The 13,824-nt window shown below is 61.9% G+C and carries 13 protein-coding genes and 2 tRNA genes; 12 read left to right on the top strand and 3 right to left on the bottom strand.

Going from position 1 to position 13,824, the window contains the following annotated elements; all coding sequences use genetic code 11:
- Window positions 1-16 precede the first annotated feature (16 nt).
- From NW848_RS05425 to NW848_RS05410, 4 genes are all read left to right on the top strand, one after another.
- A complete protein-coding gene (locus NW848_RS05425; RefSeq protein WP_414510677.1) occupies window positions 17-745 on the top strand; it encodes a hypothetical protein in 729 nt (242 codons plus the stop codon).
- Complete coding sequence (locus tag NW848_RS05420) at window positions 742-1,572, top strand: menaquinone biosynthesis family protein (RefSeq protein WP_414510676.1); 831 nt, start codon at window positions 742-744, stop codon at window positions 1,570-1,572. The genes NW848_RS05425 and NW848_RS05420 overlap by 4 nt, the downstream gene beginning before the upstream one ends.
- A gap of 236 nt (window positions 1,573-1,808) precedes the next feature.
- Complete coding sequence (locus NW848_RS05415) at window positions 1,809-3,092, top strand: hypothetical protein (RefSeq protein WP_414510675.1); 1,284 nt, start codon at window positions 1,809-1,811, stop codon at window positions 3,090-3,092.
- Between the two features lie 123 nt (window positions 3,093-3,215).
- Entirely contained in the window at window positions 3,216-4,130 is a 915-nt protein-coding gene (locus tag NW848_RS05410) for a carbohydrate ABC transporter permease (protein ID WP_414510674.1), read from the top strand.
- 10 nt (window positions 4,131-4,140) lie between these two features.
- On the opposite strand, the gene NW848_RS05405 is transcribed toward NW848_RS05410, so the two are convergent.
- Window positions 4,141-4,788: a hypothetical protein gene (locus NW848_RS05405; protein WP_414510673.1), complete on the bottom strand. Its 648-nt coding sequence runs from the start codon at window positions 4,786-4,788 to the stop codon at window positions 4,141-4,143.
- A gap of 28 nt (window positions 4,789-4,816) precedes the next feature.
- On the bottom strand, window positions 4,817-6,037 hold the full coding sequence (gene nuoD, locus NW848_RS05400) for an NADH dehydrogenase (quinone) subunit D (RefSeq protein WP_414510672.1): 1,221 nt from the start codon (window positions 6,035-6,037) through the stop codon (window positions 4,817-4,819).
- A 49-nt stretch (window positions 6,038-6,086) separates the two neighbouring features.
- On the opposite strand from nuoD, the gene NW848_RS05395 reads away from it, so the two are divergent.
- The gene (locus NW848_RS05395) at window positions 6,087-6,749 is read left to right on the top strand and encodes an outer membrane lipoprotein-sorting protein (RefSeq protein ID WP_414510671.1); all 663 of its coding nucleotides are present in this window, start codon (window positions 6,087-6,089) and stop codon (window positions 6,747-6,749) included.
- Window positions 6,727-7,485, top strand: a complete 759-nt coding sequence (locus NW848_RS05390; RefSeq protein ID WP_414510670.1) for a class I SAM-dependent DNA methyltransferase — start codon at window positions 6,727-6,729, stop codon at window positions 7,483-7,485. Before NW848_RS05395 ends, NW848_RS05390 begins: the two co-directional genes overlap by 23 nt.
- A 3-nt stretch (window positions 7,486-7,488) precedes the next feature.
- On the opposite strand, the gene NW848_RS05385 is transcribed toward NW848_RS05390, so the two are convergent.
- A complete protein-coding gene (locus tag NW848_RS05385) occupies window positions 7,489-8,799 on the bottom strand; it encodes a Gfo/Idh/MocA family protein (RefSeq protein ID WP_414510669.1) in 1,311 nt (436 codons plus the stop codon).
- Window positions 8,800-8,918: 119 nt separating this feature from the next.
- On the opposite strand from NW848_RS05385, the gene NW848_RS05380 reads away from it, so the two are divergent.
- The 6 genes from NW848_RS05380 (at window position 8,919) to rpiB (ending at window position 13,814) form a co-directional block, all read left to right on the top strand.
- Window positions 8,919-8,995 (top strand) — tRNA-His (locus NW848_RS05380).
- 3 nt (window positions 8,996-8,998) lie between these two features.
- Window positions 8,999-9,074 (top strand) — tRNA-Lys (locus tag NW848_RS05375).
- Window positions 9,075-9,109: 35 nt separating this feature from the next.
- Window positions 9,110-10,555 (top strand): ATP-dependent protease ATPase subunit HslU, encoded by a 1,446-nt coding sequence (gene hslU, locus NW848_RS05370; RefSeq protein ID WP_414510842.1) that lies wholly within the window; start codon window positions 9,110-9,112, stop codon window positions 10,553-10,555.
- Between the two features lie 60 nt (window positions 10,556-10,615).
- Window positions 10,616-12,040, top strand: coding sequence for a S41 family peptidase (locus tag NW848_RS05365; protein WP_414510668.1), 1,425 nt, complete (start codon window positions 10,616-10,618; stop codon window positions 12,038-12,040).
- Complete coding sequence (locus NW848_RS05360) at window positions 12,037-13,353, top strand: S41 family peptidase (protein ID WP_414510667.1); 1,317 nt, start codon at window positions 12,037-12,039, stop codon at window positions 13,351-13,353. The genes NW848_RS05365 and NW848_RS05360 overlap by 4 nt, the downstream gene beginning before the upstream one ends.
- The gene (gene rpiB, locus NW848_RS05355; protein WP_414510666.1) at window positions 13,350-13,814 is read left to right on the top strand and encodes a ribose 5-phosphate isomerase B; all 465 of its coding nucleotides are present in this window, start codon (window positions 13,350-13,352) and stop codon (window positions 13,812-13,814) included. Before NW848_RS05360 ends, rpiB begins: the two co-directional genes overlap by 4 nt.
- The last annotated feature ends 10 nt before the right edge of the window (window positions 13,815-13,824 follow it).

Below are 13,824 nucleotides of genomic sequence, written 5' to 3'. Positions count from 1 at the left end.
GTATACTTGAGGCGTTATGCGCACAGGTCAGCGTTCTGCGACGCGGATTGCAATCCTTGTAATTGGGGTGCTGCTCGCGCTCTACTTTGGGAACATGGGCATCGGCTACTATCAGGCGAGTCGGATGCAACTTTCGAAGCTGCAGCCGTCGCGCTTCACGGTGTTCGGCTTCCCTGCGCGCGAGATGGAGGAGCGCCGCTGGAAAATCATCATCACGCACGAAGTGCCCAAAGTGATGGAGCAGCTGCGCGAGGCGGACTTCGCGCGCCCCGAATTCGGCGCGGAGGATCAGCAGAACTTCAAGCGCGTGCCGATTGAGGAGGTCATCCGCACGCTGCCTGTGGTGCTGACCGAGCAGCATATTGAAAAGGCGTGGGTAGAGGAGCGCGCCGCCGAGACGCTACGGGCGCAAGGGCGGTTTTTTATCGTGCATCTGCGCTTGACTTCTGAGGGGCGCGCTCGCCTGTGGCACTACGCCCGCGAGCAGGTCGCCCGATTCCGCGCGCTCGGCGAGAAACCCCGCGACGAGCGACTGCTCATTATGGTTGGCGAGCAGCCGTGGGCGTCGCCGATTATCAGCCCCGAAGTCGGCAGCAGCTGGTGGCTGATGAGCCGATTCTCGATGCTCCAAAGCTCCGATGTGCAAATCTTCCCCATCTACGACGAGGAAATCGCGCAGGAGATTGTGAAGGGCTTCGAGGCGGCGAAGCAGCGCGGGCTGGCGCAGGCGGAGGGCGCACGATGACCATTCGGCTCGGACACAGCCCCGACGCCGACGACGCCTTCATGTTCTGGGCGCTCGCCGAAGGCTTAGTAGACACCCCCCTCCAGTTCGAGCATGTGCTGCGCGACATTCAGACGCTCAACGAGTGGGCGCGCGAGGGCAAACTGGAGTTCACGGCGATGTCGGTGCATAACCTTGCCTATGTCGCCGACCGCTACTGCGTGCTGGCGCATGGGGGCAGCTTCGGCGACGGCTACGGACCGAGGCTGGTCGCGCGCGAACCCATCCCGCTGGAGCATCTGCAGGACTACACGATTGCCGTGCCTGGCTACCTGACCAGCGCGTACCTTGCGCTGCGCCTGTTTCTGCCCGACGCCAAGACTGTCGAGATGCCCTTCGACGCGATTATGCCCGCCGTGCAGCGCGGCGAGGTTCCCGTTGGACTGCTGATTCACGAGGGACAACTGACGCATCGTGAGGCAGGGCTGCACCTGCTGCTGGATTTAGGCGTTTGGTGGGGCGAGCAGACGGGCGGGCTACCCCTGCCGTTGGGGATTAACACCGTGCGGAGCGATTTGCCCGAAGCAGTGCAGCGCGAGATTGCCCGCGCCTTCCGCGAGAGCATTCGGCTGGGGCTGGAGAATCGCGAGCAGGCGATGCGCTACGCTATGCAGTTCGGGCGCGGGATTGACCCTGACACTGTCGACCGTTTCGTGGGGATGTATGTGAACGCGCTGACGCTGGAGATGGGCGAGCGCGGCAGGCATGCGATTGAAGAGTTCCTGCGCCGCGGCGCGGAGGTAGGAATTGTGCCCCAAGCAAGCATTCACTATTGCCCGACGGGTTAGAGCGCTTTCCTACTGTCCTGAATCCTTGAGCAAACCCCTGAGAGTGTTCGAAAAATAGGGCGCGGGAACCGCGCCCGTACCGACCAGCAGTAGGGGCGCGGTCGCCGCGCCCTGCGAAAAAGGCTTACCGAACACGCTGCCGAACAATTTTTCGAATACCCTCAGCCATCCCCTTGCATTACCCCATAAACCTGTGGTATAATAGAAGCACCCTTCAGAAAGGAGGCATGATGGCGATGAAGCGAATGACGGTTGTTTTGGGCGTTGCGCTGGCGGGCGCACTGATGAGCGCCGGCGCACAGGTGTCTTTCGAGCACCTCAAGAGCGTAGACCTTTCGTCGTACTTCCCCGCGGGCGGACAGCTGGGCGATTTGGCGTCCGATGTCGCGTTCGACGGGGCGAACCTGTATATCGCGGGGATGTCCACGGCGAACTCGCTGGCGGAACCTGTCGGCGTTCTCAAAATCTCGAATGCGTTGTCGCTGAATGTGAACGCTTGGGGCTACACGCCGCTGATTACGCTGACCCAAGCGGGGCAGAGCCGCAGCAGTTATGTCGTGTACCACGATGGCTTCCTCTATCTGGGCACGGGGCTGGGCGACGGCGGCAATGTGGCGGATCGAACGGGCATCCGCAAGTACGATGCGCAGACGGGCACGCAAGTGTCGGGCTGGAACGGTACGGGCGTCGTGCTGCCGAGCGACTTAGATGGGTCTGGACGCGCCGAGTGCATCGAGATTGACCCTGGCTATCAGGGCAGCGGGCAGTCGCTGGCGGTGCTGGCGCGCGCGCGTGGGTTTATTTTCCGCCGTGATTTTGCAACGGGCAACGCGCTGTCGGATATCCTGAGCCAACCTTTCCGCGACTGCACAAGCAACCCCCCCACAGGCTCGACAACTGGCATGCGCGACATCACCTTCTCGCCCGAAGGCGATGCCTACCTGCGCGTGGATAACAGCATCTTCTACGCCCAGCGCACGGGGCCTGACTCCGTCGCGCTCGAGCGCGCCTGCCAAATCTTTGACTTCAGCTCGGACAACGCCTTCCAAGTGCTGATTAACATCCACTACCTGCGCACTTCGGCGGGCGACTACCTGCTCTACAACCGTCGCGGCACCACCCCCACTTCCTTGAACAAAATCTTTGTTGCGAAGCGTTCAGGCGCGACTTGGCAGGACTACGCGGAACTCACGGGCGACGAGCCGCTGCCCAACGGCAGCACGCCCAACCCGTTTGGCGGCAATATTTTCAACTTCACCAGCGGGTTCGGTCCCGACCCGTCGAAGGGCGATGTGAACTTGGACGGCATCGTGGACGACGCCGACCTACTGGCGATTCTGTTCGCGTTCGGCTCCAGCGACGCGGCGGTGGATGTCAACAGCGACGGCATTGTGGACGACGCCGACCTGCTGACCGTGCTGTTCAACTTCGGCAGCAGCCCGCAGGCGCAGTACCTGTTTGTCGTTCACAGCACCATCGGCACAGATCGGCTGGACATCTATCGCGTGGATGTGAACTAATCTGACGCCAGCGGAAGGGCTGATTGCGCGTTTCATCCCCACCCTAACCCTCCCCGCAAGCGGGGAGGGAATTTTGTTCCTCTGCGATTCTGACTGCTGTGCCCTTATCAGACCTGCAGGAGGATGGCTATCCGCCATGAATATACGCCTCATGTGAATCGCGAGCAGTGGCGCATGCTGTACGGGCATCTGTTTATCCTGCCGTGGTTGGCAGGGTTCCTGCTATTCACGCTTTACCCCATCTTGGCGACGCTCTATCTCAGTTTCACGGACTACAATGTGCTGGGCGCGCCACGCTGGGTGGGGCTACAAAACTACGCCAGCCTGCTCGCCGACCGCGACTACTTCTGGAAGTCGGTCGGCAATACGCTGTTTATTATGATTGGCGTGCCGCTCAGCATCATCGTTGGGATTGGGCTGGCGTTGCTGCTGAACTTGCCGCTGCGCGGGCAGGCAGTGTACCGCGCGCTGTTTTACCTGCCTTCGGTGGTGCCTGCGGTAGCGACGGCGTTTCTGTGGGTGTGGGTGCTGAATCCGCAGAACGGGCTGGCAGCGCCGCTGAACGCAGGGCTGAATCGGCTGGGGCTGCCCGCCATCAACTGGTTCACCGACCCCGCGACCGCCAAGTGGGGCTTTATCGTGATGGACTTGTGGGCAATCGGCGGCGTGATGGTGATTTACCTGGCGGCGTTGCAGGGCGTGCCCGTGCATCTGTACGAGGCGGTGCGCATCGACGGCGCACGCGGCTGGCAACTGATACGCCATGTGACCCTGCCCCAGATTGCGCCCGTGATTCAGTATATGCTGATCATCGGCGTGATTGGTGCGTTCCAGTATTTCACGCAGACCTTCATCGCCACGCGCGGCGGTCCCGAAAACAGCACGCTCTTCTACGCGCTCTACCTGTTCCAGAACGCCTTTGAGTTTTTCCGATTCGGGCATGCGTGCGCGATGGCGTGGCTGCTGTTTCTGATAACGCTGCTGGCGACCTACGGGGTGTGGAAGCTGACGCTCAGCAAGGCGTTCCAGGAGGCGTAAGTACCCCCCTTCAACTCCACTTGAGTTGTGCGACCTGCTTCCTTGCCGCTGGATACCAGATGCGCCAAAGCGTTGGCGCGTCGATTCCAGCCGCCTGCGCTACCTTCACCAGCCATCCCTCGTGGCGATGCTGGAACGCGACTGCCACATTCTGCTGCCGCGCCTGCCGCACCACCCACAGCCCCACGATAAGACTGGCTACCATGTTTGGTATCAGCCAATCGTAGGGCGAGCGCTCGCGCATGTTCGGGGGCATCTGAAACCAAGTCGCGCCTAACTGGTAGCCGCGTTCAAGCAGTCGCTCGGCGTCTGCCCACCGCCCGTCGCGCACGCATAACTCGACGAGACGCTGGCACAGCGTGAACGCCTCAAAACAGCTCCCGAATTCCTGCACGAACGCCTCCAAATACTGGACAGGCTCAGGCGGCGCGGCGAGAGGGCGAAGCAGGAAGCCTCGATCAATTATCGCCCCTGCTCGCCGCAGGTAGCGCGTGAGCCAGCATTGCTCTGAAGGGTCGATCCGTCGGGCAACTCGGCAATCCCAGGAAGCCCACCCGCCTTTTCTAAGGAGCGCGAGACACCACGCCACGGGTCGGCTAACGATAACAGCTACCAGAATAGCGAAGCATCGTAGCAGGCTGGTAAGCATCAGCAGCATCTTCGTCCCCTGTACCTATGATACCTGATTAGCGATCAATCTCGCCCAGTACGATGTCGATGCTGCCAATCAGCGCAACCATGTCGGCAATCAGGCGTCCGACCGCCATCTTTTCTAATGCTTGCAGGTTCATAAAGCTTGGCGCGCGGGTGTGCATGCGGTAGGGGCGGTTCGTGCCGTCGCTGACAAAGTAGAAGCCCAACTCGCCCTTGGGCGACTCGACGGGCACATACGCCTCGCCCACAGGCGGGCGGAAGCCCTCCGTGTGAATCTTGAACCAGTGAATCAGCGACTCCATCGAGGTATCAATCGCCTCGCGCGGGGGCGGCACGACCTTCAGGTCGCTGGTGTTGATGGGACCGCCTGGCAGCCCGTCGATGGCTTGCTGCAGGATTTTGAGGCTCTCGCGCATCTCCGCCATGCGCACGAGGTAGCGGTCGTACACATCGCCGCGCGCGCCGACGGGGATGTTGAATTCGAACTGCTCGTAGCCGCTGTAGGGGTTCGACTTGCGGATGTCCCATGCGAAGCCTGTGGCGCGAATGTTGGGACCGCTCACACCCAGCGCGAAGCACTCTTCGGTGGTCAGCGCGCCGATGCCCATCGTGCGCTCGCGCCAGATCGGGTTCTGGGTCAGCATGCCTTCGATGTCGTCAATCGCGCGGGGTAACTCCTTGAGCAGTTGACGCAGGCGGTCTTCAAACCCATCGGGCATGTCGCCGCGCAACCCGCCTGGGCAAATCCAGCTGGGCATCATTCGCACGCCCGACATCATCTCAAACAAGTCCAGTATCTTCTCGCGTTCGCGGAAGGCGTAGAAGAAGATGGTCATCGCGCCCAAGTCCATCGCGTGCGTGCCAATCCACACCAGGTGGCTCGCCAGACGCGACAGCTCCGCCAAAATCACGCGCAGGTACTGCCCACGCGGGGGGATTTCCACGCCCAGAATCTTCTCGATAGAGAGCGAAAACGCGAGGTTATTGTTGTTCGCCGACAGGTAGTCCATGCGGTCGGTCATCGGGAGCGCCTTGTGATAGGTGAGGTACTCGGCTTCCTTCTCCATGCCCGTGTGCAGGTAGCCAATCACGCACTCCGCCTTGACGATGCGTTCCCCTTCCAGCTCGCACACGACGCGCAGCACGCCGTGCGTGCTGGGGTGCTGGGGACCCATGTTGATAATCATCGTGCCCTCTTCGGTGCGCTCCACATTCGTGGCGACCGCTGCGGACGGAATAAACGCCTGTCGCATAGCGGCGGAATTGTACCATGCGGTATACTCTCGCGGAGGTGAGCTGGCTATGAGCAGGGAATTTCTGGCGTTGGCGCAGGACAAGTTGCGCGATTTGCAGATGGAGGCGCGCGCGGAAGGCGTGCGGCTCGGTGAACTGCGCAAAATCAACAAGGACTTCGCCAACGCCTACCGATTTCGACGGATGACCGTCTACTACAAGGAACCGCTCAAGTTGCGCTTGGAATCGGAGGTGCAGTCGCAGCGGATTGTCTATATTCTGAACGCAGGTCAGAAGCTGGTGATTGCACCGCGTCAGCGCGTGCGCGAGGATGTGCGCAACTCGCCCGGCAAGCAGCAGACGCCGATGGACTTCGGCTTTTTCACCCCGTCGGTCGCGCGCCAGTTCGAGGTGAAGTTCCTGCGCGAGGAGCGCGAGAACGGCGTGCTGTACCTGGTGTTCGAGCTGCAGTGGAACTACGGCGACGACGACGCACGGCACATCGTGTGGATCGACCCCGACAAGCGCTACTCCGCGCGGCGCGTATGGTACAGCCGTACAGGACGCTACCGCGCCCGATTCGAGTACAAAGACCCCGTGCAAGCCGCGCCAGGCATCTGGATCCCCAGCAAGGTGGAGGTCTATAATGTCGACCAGCGCTTCGGCGGGCGCACGGTCAACACGAATATTCGCGTCAATCAAGGCTTGGATGACCAACTCTTCAGCGTCTGAACCCTTCTCGGCGGTCGCCCCCTATTACGACCAGCTGATGCAGAGCATCCCCTACCTGTGGTGGATGCACTATGTGGAGACGCTGTTGGACTACTTTGACCGCCCCGCGCACAAAATCCTCGACCTGTGTTGCGGTACGGGCAACCTGAGCGAGCTGTTCGCGCTCAGCGGCTACGAAGTGGTCGGCGCCGACCGCTCGGCGGCGATGATCGAGCAGGCGGTACGCAAGGCGCAGCAGCACCAGTCGGGCGTGCGCTACTATGTGCAGGACGCCGCCGAGCTGGACTTGGGCGAGACCTTCGACGCCATCGTGAGCCTGTTCGACAGCCTAAACAACATCGTTGAGCCTGAACGGTTTGCCGAAGCGATGCGCCGCGCCTATAGGCATCTTACCCCCTGCGGCATACTCATCTTCGACCTGAACACCGAGTATGCCTTCGTGCGTAAGATGTTTGACCAGAAGCAACTGGAGCCGAGCGCGCCGTTGCGCTACTGCTGGCGTAGCCAGTACGATAAGGAATCGCGCCTTTGCACAGTGCAGATGGAGTTTTGGGTGCGCGAGGGCGAGCAGGAGCGGTATTTTACCGAGATTCATACCCAGCGCGCCTATTCAGAAAGCGAGGTGCGCGAAATGCTGCGCGCAGCGGGCTTCCCCGAAGTGCATCTGTTTGACGCCTACACGCTGCACCCGCCCGACCGACAGAGCGACCGCGTGTTCTATGTGGCGTTACGGTAATATCTATACCCTCACAGGAATTTCAAATCCCTTCGGTTGATCTTGGCGGCGGAGCATGGCGTTTGCCTCGCGGTCGCCGATAAACTGCTTGCGGACGGGGTCGAAGCGCAGCGCGCGTCCCAGTCGATAGGAAATGTTCGCCAGATGCACCAGCTGTGCCGAGATGACGCCCTCCTCCACATCGCAGTGGAGGTCGCTGACGCGGCGGGAGCGCACCGCCTGAATAAAGTTGCGATAGTGGTTCGGCTCGCCTGTGCCGCCAAGTTCGGGTCGCTGCAGGTTTTCTCTTTCGGGCAGCGCCTCTTGTGGGCTGCGGCGCGGCTTGTAGCCGTCGCCCGACGACATATAGCCCAACGAGCCGTACACCAAGTTGCCGATTTTCGCCCCCTGCTCGTCGTTGGTGAACAGCCCGCGCACCTCGAACACCAGCAGCGTGCCGTCTTCGTACTCGAAGGTGGCGATTTGGGTGTTGGGCGTCTCGCCTTGGTCTTCGTAGCCGTAGCGTCCGCCGACTGAATGCACCTTGACTGGATAGCGCTTGTTCAGGAACCACCGCGCGATGTCCACTTGATGCACGCCCTGATTGCCGATGTCGCCGTTGCCGTAGTTCCAGAACCAGTGCCAGTTGTAATGCACATAGTTCGGGTTAAACGGGCGTCGGGTGGCGGGTCCTTGCCACAGTTCCCAGTGGAGCCATGGGGGTGGGTCAGTATCTTTCTGGAAGCCGATGGGTCCGCGCGGTTTGTAGCACAGCCCGCGCGACATGTAAATCTTGCCGATTTCGCCTGCCCATGCGCGCTGCACGGCAAGGCGCGTCACGGGGTCGGAGCGCGTCTGATGCCCGACTTGCACGATGCGGTTATACTTCCGCGCCGCCTCGATCATCTTCTCGCCCTCTTCGAAGCTCCAGCAGGCAGGCTTCTCCACATAGACATCCTTGCCCGCCTGACACGCCCAGATAGTTAGTAGGGCGTGCCAGTGGTTCGGAGTGGCGGTTGAGACGGCGTCGACCGCCTTGTCTTCCAGCAACTGACGCAGGTCGGTATAGAGTTTGGGGCGTGTGCCAGTGCGCTGCTCGACCATCGCGCCTGCTTGCTGCAGCACGCGCTCGTCCACATCGCACAGGGCGACGAGGCGCACACCTTCAATTTCGGAGAATTGGCGAACATGCGCCTTGCCCTGCCCGTTTAGCCCGATAACCGCCACGCCAATCGTGTCGTTCGGGCTATGGCTCCACGCTCGAAGCACGGTTAGGCCCGCCGCTGCGCCCATCACTGCGCGCCCCGACTGCTCCAGAAACGCTCGCCGTGTCATCTGCTCCATCACCGTTCACCGTCTCGAACTTTCGACGGCTGGGGCAAGGTTCCTGCCCCAGAATGGCGCGCCCCCTTGAATCACGGCGCGTGCGAAGGGTATAATTGAATGCGCTTGCGGGGATCGTAGCTCAGCCGGTTAGAGCGCCTGACTGTGGCTCAGGAGGTCGTGGGTTCGAGTCCCATCGGTCCCCCCAGAGGGGCCGTTAGCTCAGTTGGTAGAGCAGCTGACTCTTAATCAGCGGGTCGCAGGTTCGAGTCCTGCACGGCCCACCATTTTTTTTCACACGGGGTACACTTAAGCTGTGAGAATCGAGACCATCATTCCGATTGAGTCGCTCACGCCGCGCCAGATAGTGGCGGAGCTGGATAAGTATATCGTTGGACAGACCAAAGCCAAACGCGCCGTCGCGATTGCCCTTCGCAACCGCTACCGTCGCCAGCAACTGCCGCCCGAACTGCGCGACGAAATCCTGCCCAAAAACATCCTGATGATTGGTCCCACGGGCGTCGGCAAAACAGAAATCGCGCGTCGGCTGGCGATGCTGGTGCGTGCGCCCTTCGTGAAGGTCGAAGCGACCAAGTTCACTGAGGTGGGGTATGTCGGGCGCGATGTCGATTCGATGGTGCGCGACCTGACCAATATCGCCGTGCGCATGGTGGAGCAGGAGAAGATTCAGGAGGTACGCCCCAAAGCGCAGCGACGCGCCTACGAAAAGCTGGCGACCCTCTTACTCAATCAGAGCGAGCGTCCCAAGCGCGGACGCCGACGCGAAATCTCGCCCCTCGAAATGCTCTTCCAAATCCTCAGCCAAGACGATGAGGACGAGGAAGAGCCGCCGACTCTGGCGGAGGAGACGCCAGGCGAAAAAGCCGACCGCCGCACCCGCCGACGCCAAATCATGGAGCAACTCAAGTCGGGCGCGCGCGATAAAGAGACCATCGAAATCGAAGTTGAAGAGAGCCTGACCCCCTTCGTGCAGGTTTTCTCGCCGCAGGGCATCGAGGAGATGGGGCTGGACGCCGACCTGTTGCCGCCGTTCGGACCGCGCAGCCGCCGCAAGCGCGTGGTGACCGTCGCCGAAGCGCTCGACATCTTCACCCAGCAGGAAGCCCGCAAAATGATCGACCGCTCCGCTGTGGTCAGCGAAGCCATCCAGCGCGTGGAGCAGACAGGCATCATCTTCCTGGACGAAATCGACAAAATCGCGGGTTCTGGGCGCGCCGTGGGTCCCGATGTGAGCCGCGAGGGCGTGCAGCGCGACCTGCTACCCATCATTGAAGGCTCCACCGTCACTACCAAGTTCGGACCCGTGCGCACGGATCATATCCTGTTCATCGCGGCGGGCGCGTTCCACACCGCCAAACCGTCAGACCTGATTCCCGAGCTGCAGGGGCGACTGCCAATTCGCGTGGAGCTGGAGCCATTGGGCGCGGAGGACTTCCGCCGAATCCTCACGGAACCCAAAAACGCGCTCACCAAGCAGTACCAGCAACTGATGGCGACCGAGGGCGTGCAACTGGAGTTCACTGACGACGCTATCGTGGAGATCGCGCGCATTGCAGGCGAGGTGAACACTCGCACCGAGAACATCGGCGCACGACGCCTGCACACGGTGATGGAGCGGCTGATGGAAGACCTCTCGTTTGACGCGCCCGACCACGCAGGCGAGCGCATCGTCATCGACCGTGCCTATGTGCAAGCCAAGCTCGCCGACATAGTGAAAGACACCGACTTGAGCCGATATATTCTGTAGGCGGGGGGAACTTTCTACGCCGCCATGGGATACAATTACGATAGTGGAGGACAGCAGCGCGTGAGAACGAAATGGCTTCGCGGGGGGATTGGCATGCTGGCGTTTACGCTTGTGTTCGCCAGTGGCTGGCTAACCCGCAACATCTTAGTGAGCCGCTCGACGCAAAGCGGTGCGGCTGTGGTGGTGCAACGCGATTTTGCGCCTGCGCTGGCGGACGCGCGTACCCCCACGCCCAACCCGAAAGTCTCGGAGCCGTCGATGGTCAGGCTCTATGCGAATGTGTTCCGACTCGTGCGCGACGAGTATGTCGAGCCTGTCGCGACGGAGAAGCTGACCTACGGCTCGTTGGACGCTTTGTTCGCCTCGCTGAACGACCCGCGCTCGCAGTTCCTGCGCCCTGAACAGCGCGAGCAGTTCACGCGCGCCCTGAACGGCGAGATTCAGGGCATCGGCGCGGTGTTGACCGTCACACAGCGCAAAACGACGCTGCGCGTCGGCAACGAGACCGCCCCGCTGGAGCAGAATCTGCTGCAGGTGGTCGCCGTCGCGCCCCACTCGCCCGCCGAGAAAGCAGGGCTGAAGCAAGGCGACTTCATTGACGCAATCGACGGACAGTGGGTGCTTTCGGAAGACCCGTTCGCCGAGATTGTGCAACTGCAGCGGATGCACAGCCCGCGTGAGCAGATCCGCCAAGCGAGCGAACGCGCCCGCAAGCGACTGGAAAATAGCATCTCCATCAGCGACGCCATTCGCCGCTTGAGCCAGACTCCGACCGACCCGAAAGAGTCCAAGCCGCTTAGGCTAACGGTCAAGCGCGGGGGGCAGACGCTGGAGTTAGAGGTTGCCCGTACAACGACGCGCGTGCGCCCGCTGGAGTACCGCATGCTACAGGGGCGCTGGGGCTACCTGCGCCCGAACCTGCTGAATGCCGCCGCCAGCCGCGAGTTCGCCAGCGCAATGCGCACGCTCAAGCAAGGCGGCGCGAAAGGGTTGGTCATCGACCTGCGCGGCGTCGCTATCGGACAACAGGAGCCTGCCCTGCAGATGCTTAGCCTCATCGCCACAAAGCGGCAGGTCGCCCGCGTGGAATACCGCGACGGGAATCGCTACCTCACGCGCCCGCTTAGCTTGCCCAAGTCGCCCCAGCCCGCCAAACTGCCCGTCGCTGTGCTGGTCGATCGGGGCACTTACAATGTGGCGGAGTTGATGGCGCTGTCGATTCGCCAAACCGCGAACGCCCGAATCTTCGGCATGCCAACTTTCGGGGACGCCTCGCAGACGAACCTGTACCGACTCAAGGACGGGTCGGGCTTCACCCTCACTGTCGGGCGGTATATGGGACTGGACGGCGCGAAGTTCCATCAGAAAGGTGTGCAACCCGATGTGCGCATCGCTGCTGAGCCGCGCATGCGCGGACAGATGGGCGGCGACCCCGCGCTGGAGCGTGCACTGAGCTGGCTACAATCGCAGGAGAAACGGTCATGAGAGAACGCGGACGCGCTTGGGTCTATACGCTGGCGTTAATGCCGCTACTGTTTGTAGGTGGGTTTGTGGGGTCAGAGGCGTATGCCCTGCTGACGCACGCCTCGCCGTTGCTGGTGAGCGCAACGCTGCGCGACCTTACGCGCCGCGAGGCGCTGGAGCCGACGGACGCCTTTCAAAGCGCACTCGCCGAAGTGGAGGCGCACTACTACGGCAAGCCGCCCGCCGTCGACAAACTGACCTATGCCAGTATCGACGGCATGCTGAGCGCGTTGGGTGACCCCTACACGCGCTTTATGGATCCCGACGCCTTCCGCCGCATGCAGGAAGACACGACGGGCAGCTTCACGGGCATCGGCGCGCTGCTGGAGGACGCGCCAGGCGGCGCGCGCATCGTGCGCCCCTTGCCGAATAGCCCCGCCCAACGCGCAGGGCTACAGCCCGGCGACATCATCATCGCCGTAGACGGCAAGAGCCTGGAGCGAATCGCCTTAGACGAAGCCGTGCGCATGATTCGCGGACCGCGCTTTACCGAAGTCAAACTCACCATCCGCCGCGGCGACCAAGAGCCGTTCACTGTGACCATCAAGCGCGACCTCGTCGAAAGCCCCACCGTCGATGTCTATCTGGAGGACGACGAGAATAAGATCTACCGCATCTGGCTGCAGAACTTCAGCGAGAAAGCCCCCGCGTTGCTGGATCGCGCCCTCAACCAAATCAAGCGCGAGGGCGGGCGCGCGATAATCTTAGACCTGCGGGCGAACCCTGGCGGGCTGCTCGATTCGTCTGTCGAGGTCGCCAGCCGCTTCATCCCGGGCGATAAGGTCGTCGTGAGCGTCGTCGGCAGGCACGGACTGCTGGATCGGAAAAGCACCCTGCGCGGACGGTACGCGAACTTGGATGTACCGATGGTCGTGCTGATGAACGGCGGCAGCGCGAGCGCGTCGGAGATTGTTGCGGGCGCACTGCGCGACCACAAAGTCGCCTTGCTCATCGGCGAAGACTCGTTTGGCAAAGGGCTGGTGCAGACGGTCATCCCGACCTCGCCAAACACCGCCGTCGCCATCACCACCGCCAAGTACCTCACGCCGAACGGCACCGACCTGAACGCGAAAATCGTGGACGGCAAGCGCGTTGGGGGTCTCAAGCCCGACATCGAGGTCAAAAACCCCGAAGATTGGCGCATGACCGAAGAGGACAAGGCGCGCGACAAGCAACTCCAGAAAGCGCTGGAGGTGCTGCGCGAGCGACTCAACGCCTCCAAAGAGGGCAACAGCGTGCTGCGCGCGCAGTCCGAAGCGGAGGTGAGCCGATGATCCTCTTCATGGGCGCAGACCACGCTGGTTATTCACTCAAAGAGTTTCTGAAGAACCACTTGTCGCAACAGGGCTACGAAATCGTCGATGTGGGCGTCCACTCGGAAGAGGCAGCGGACTATCCCGATGTGGCGCATACGCTGACCGCGCGGCTGGTGAACGAGACGCGCCCCGCGCTGGGCATCCTCATCTGCGGCACGGGGATTGGCATGAGCATCGCGGCGAACAAGCGTCCGGGCGTGCGCGCCGCGAACGCCAGCGAACCCGTCTCCGCCGCGCTGGCGCGTGAGCACAACAACGCGAACATTCTCTGCTTGGGCGCGCGCGTGGTTGGACCCGAACTCGCACGCGCAACCGTGGAGGCGTTCCTGCGCACGGGCTTCAGCGCGGAAGACCGCCACCAACGCCGCGTACAGAAACTCGAACTCGCAGGAGGTGAAACGCAATCCCGCACCGACTAACCGACATCAG

The sequence above is a fragment of the Synechococcus sp. RC10A2 genome, from assembly GCF_047502605.1.
Note: the sequence above shows the minus strand (reverse complement) of the source record. Positions and strands in the feature narration are given on the sequence as shown.

Coding starts and splice junctions, on each gene's coding strand:
- NW848_RS05425 (WP_414510677.1), top strand. CDS start 17: ATGCGCACAGGTCAGCGTTCTGCGACGCGGATTGCAATCCTTGTAATT.
- NW848_RS05420 (WP_414510676.1), top strand. CDS start 742: ATGACCATTCGGCTCGGACACAGCCCCGACGCCGACGACGCCTTCATG.
- NW848_RS05415 (WP_414510675.1), top strand. CDS start 1,809: ATGAAGCGAATGACGGTTGTTTTGGGCGTTGCGCTGGCGGGCGCACTG.
- NW848_RS05410 (WP_414510674.1), top strand. CDS start 3,216: ATGGCTATCCGCCATGAATATACGCCTCATGTGAATCGCGAGCAGTGG.
- NW848_RS05405 (WP_414510673.1), bottom strand. CDS start 4,788: ATGCTGCTGATGCTTACCAGCCTGCTACGATGCTTCGCTATTCTGGTA.
- nuoD (WP_414510672.1), bottom strand. CDS start 6,037: ATGCGACAGGCGTTTATTCCGTCCGCAGCGGTCGCCACGAATGTGGAG.
- NW848_RS05395 (WP_414510671.1), top strand. CDS start 6,087: ATGAGCAGGGAATTTCTGGCGTTGGCGCAGGACAAGTTGCGCGATTTG.
- NW848_RS05390 (WP_414510670.1), top strand. CDS start 6,727: ATGACCAACTCTTCAGCGTCTGAACCCTTCTCGGCGGTCGCCCCCTAT.
- NW848_RS05385 (WP_414510669.1), bottom strand. CDS start 8,799: ATGACACGGCGAGCGTTTCTGGAGCAGTCGGGGCGCGCAGTGATGGGC.
- NW848_RS05360 (WP_414510667.1), top strand. CDS start 12,037: ATGAGAGAACGCGGACGCGCTTGGGTCTATACGCTGGCGTTAATGCCG.
- rpiB (WP_414510666.1), top strand. CDS start 13,350: ATGATCCTCTTCATGGGCGCAGACCACGCTGGTTATTCACTCAAAGAG.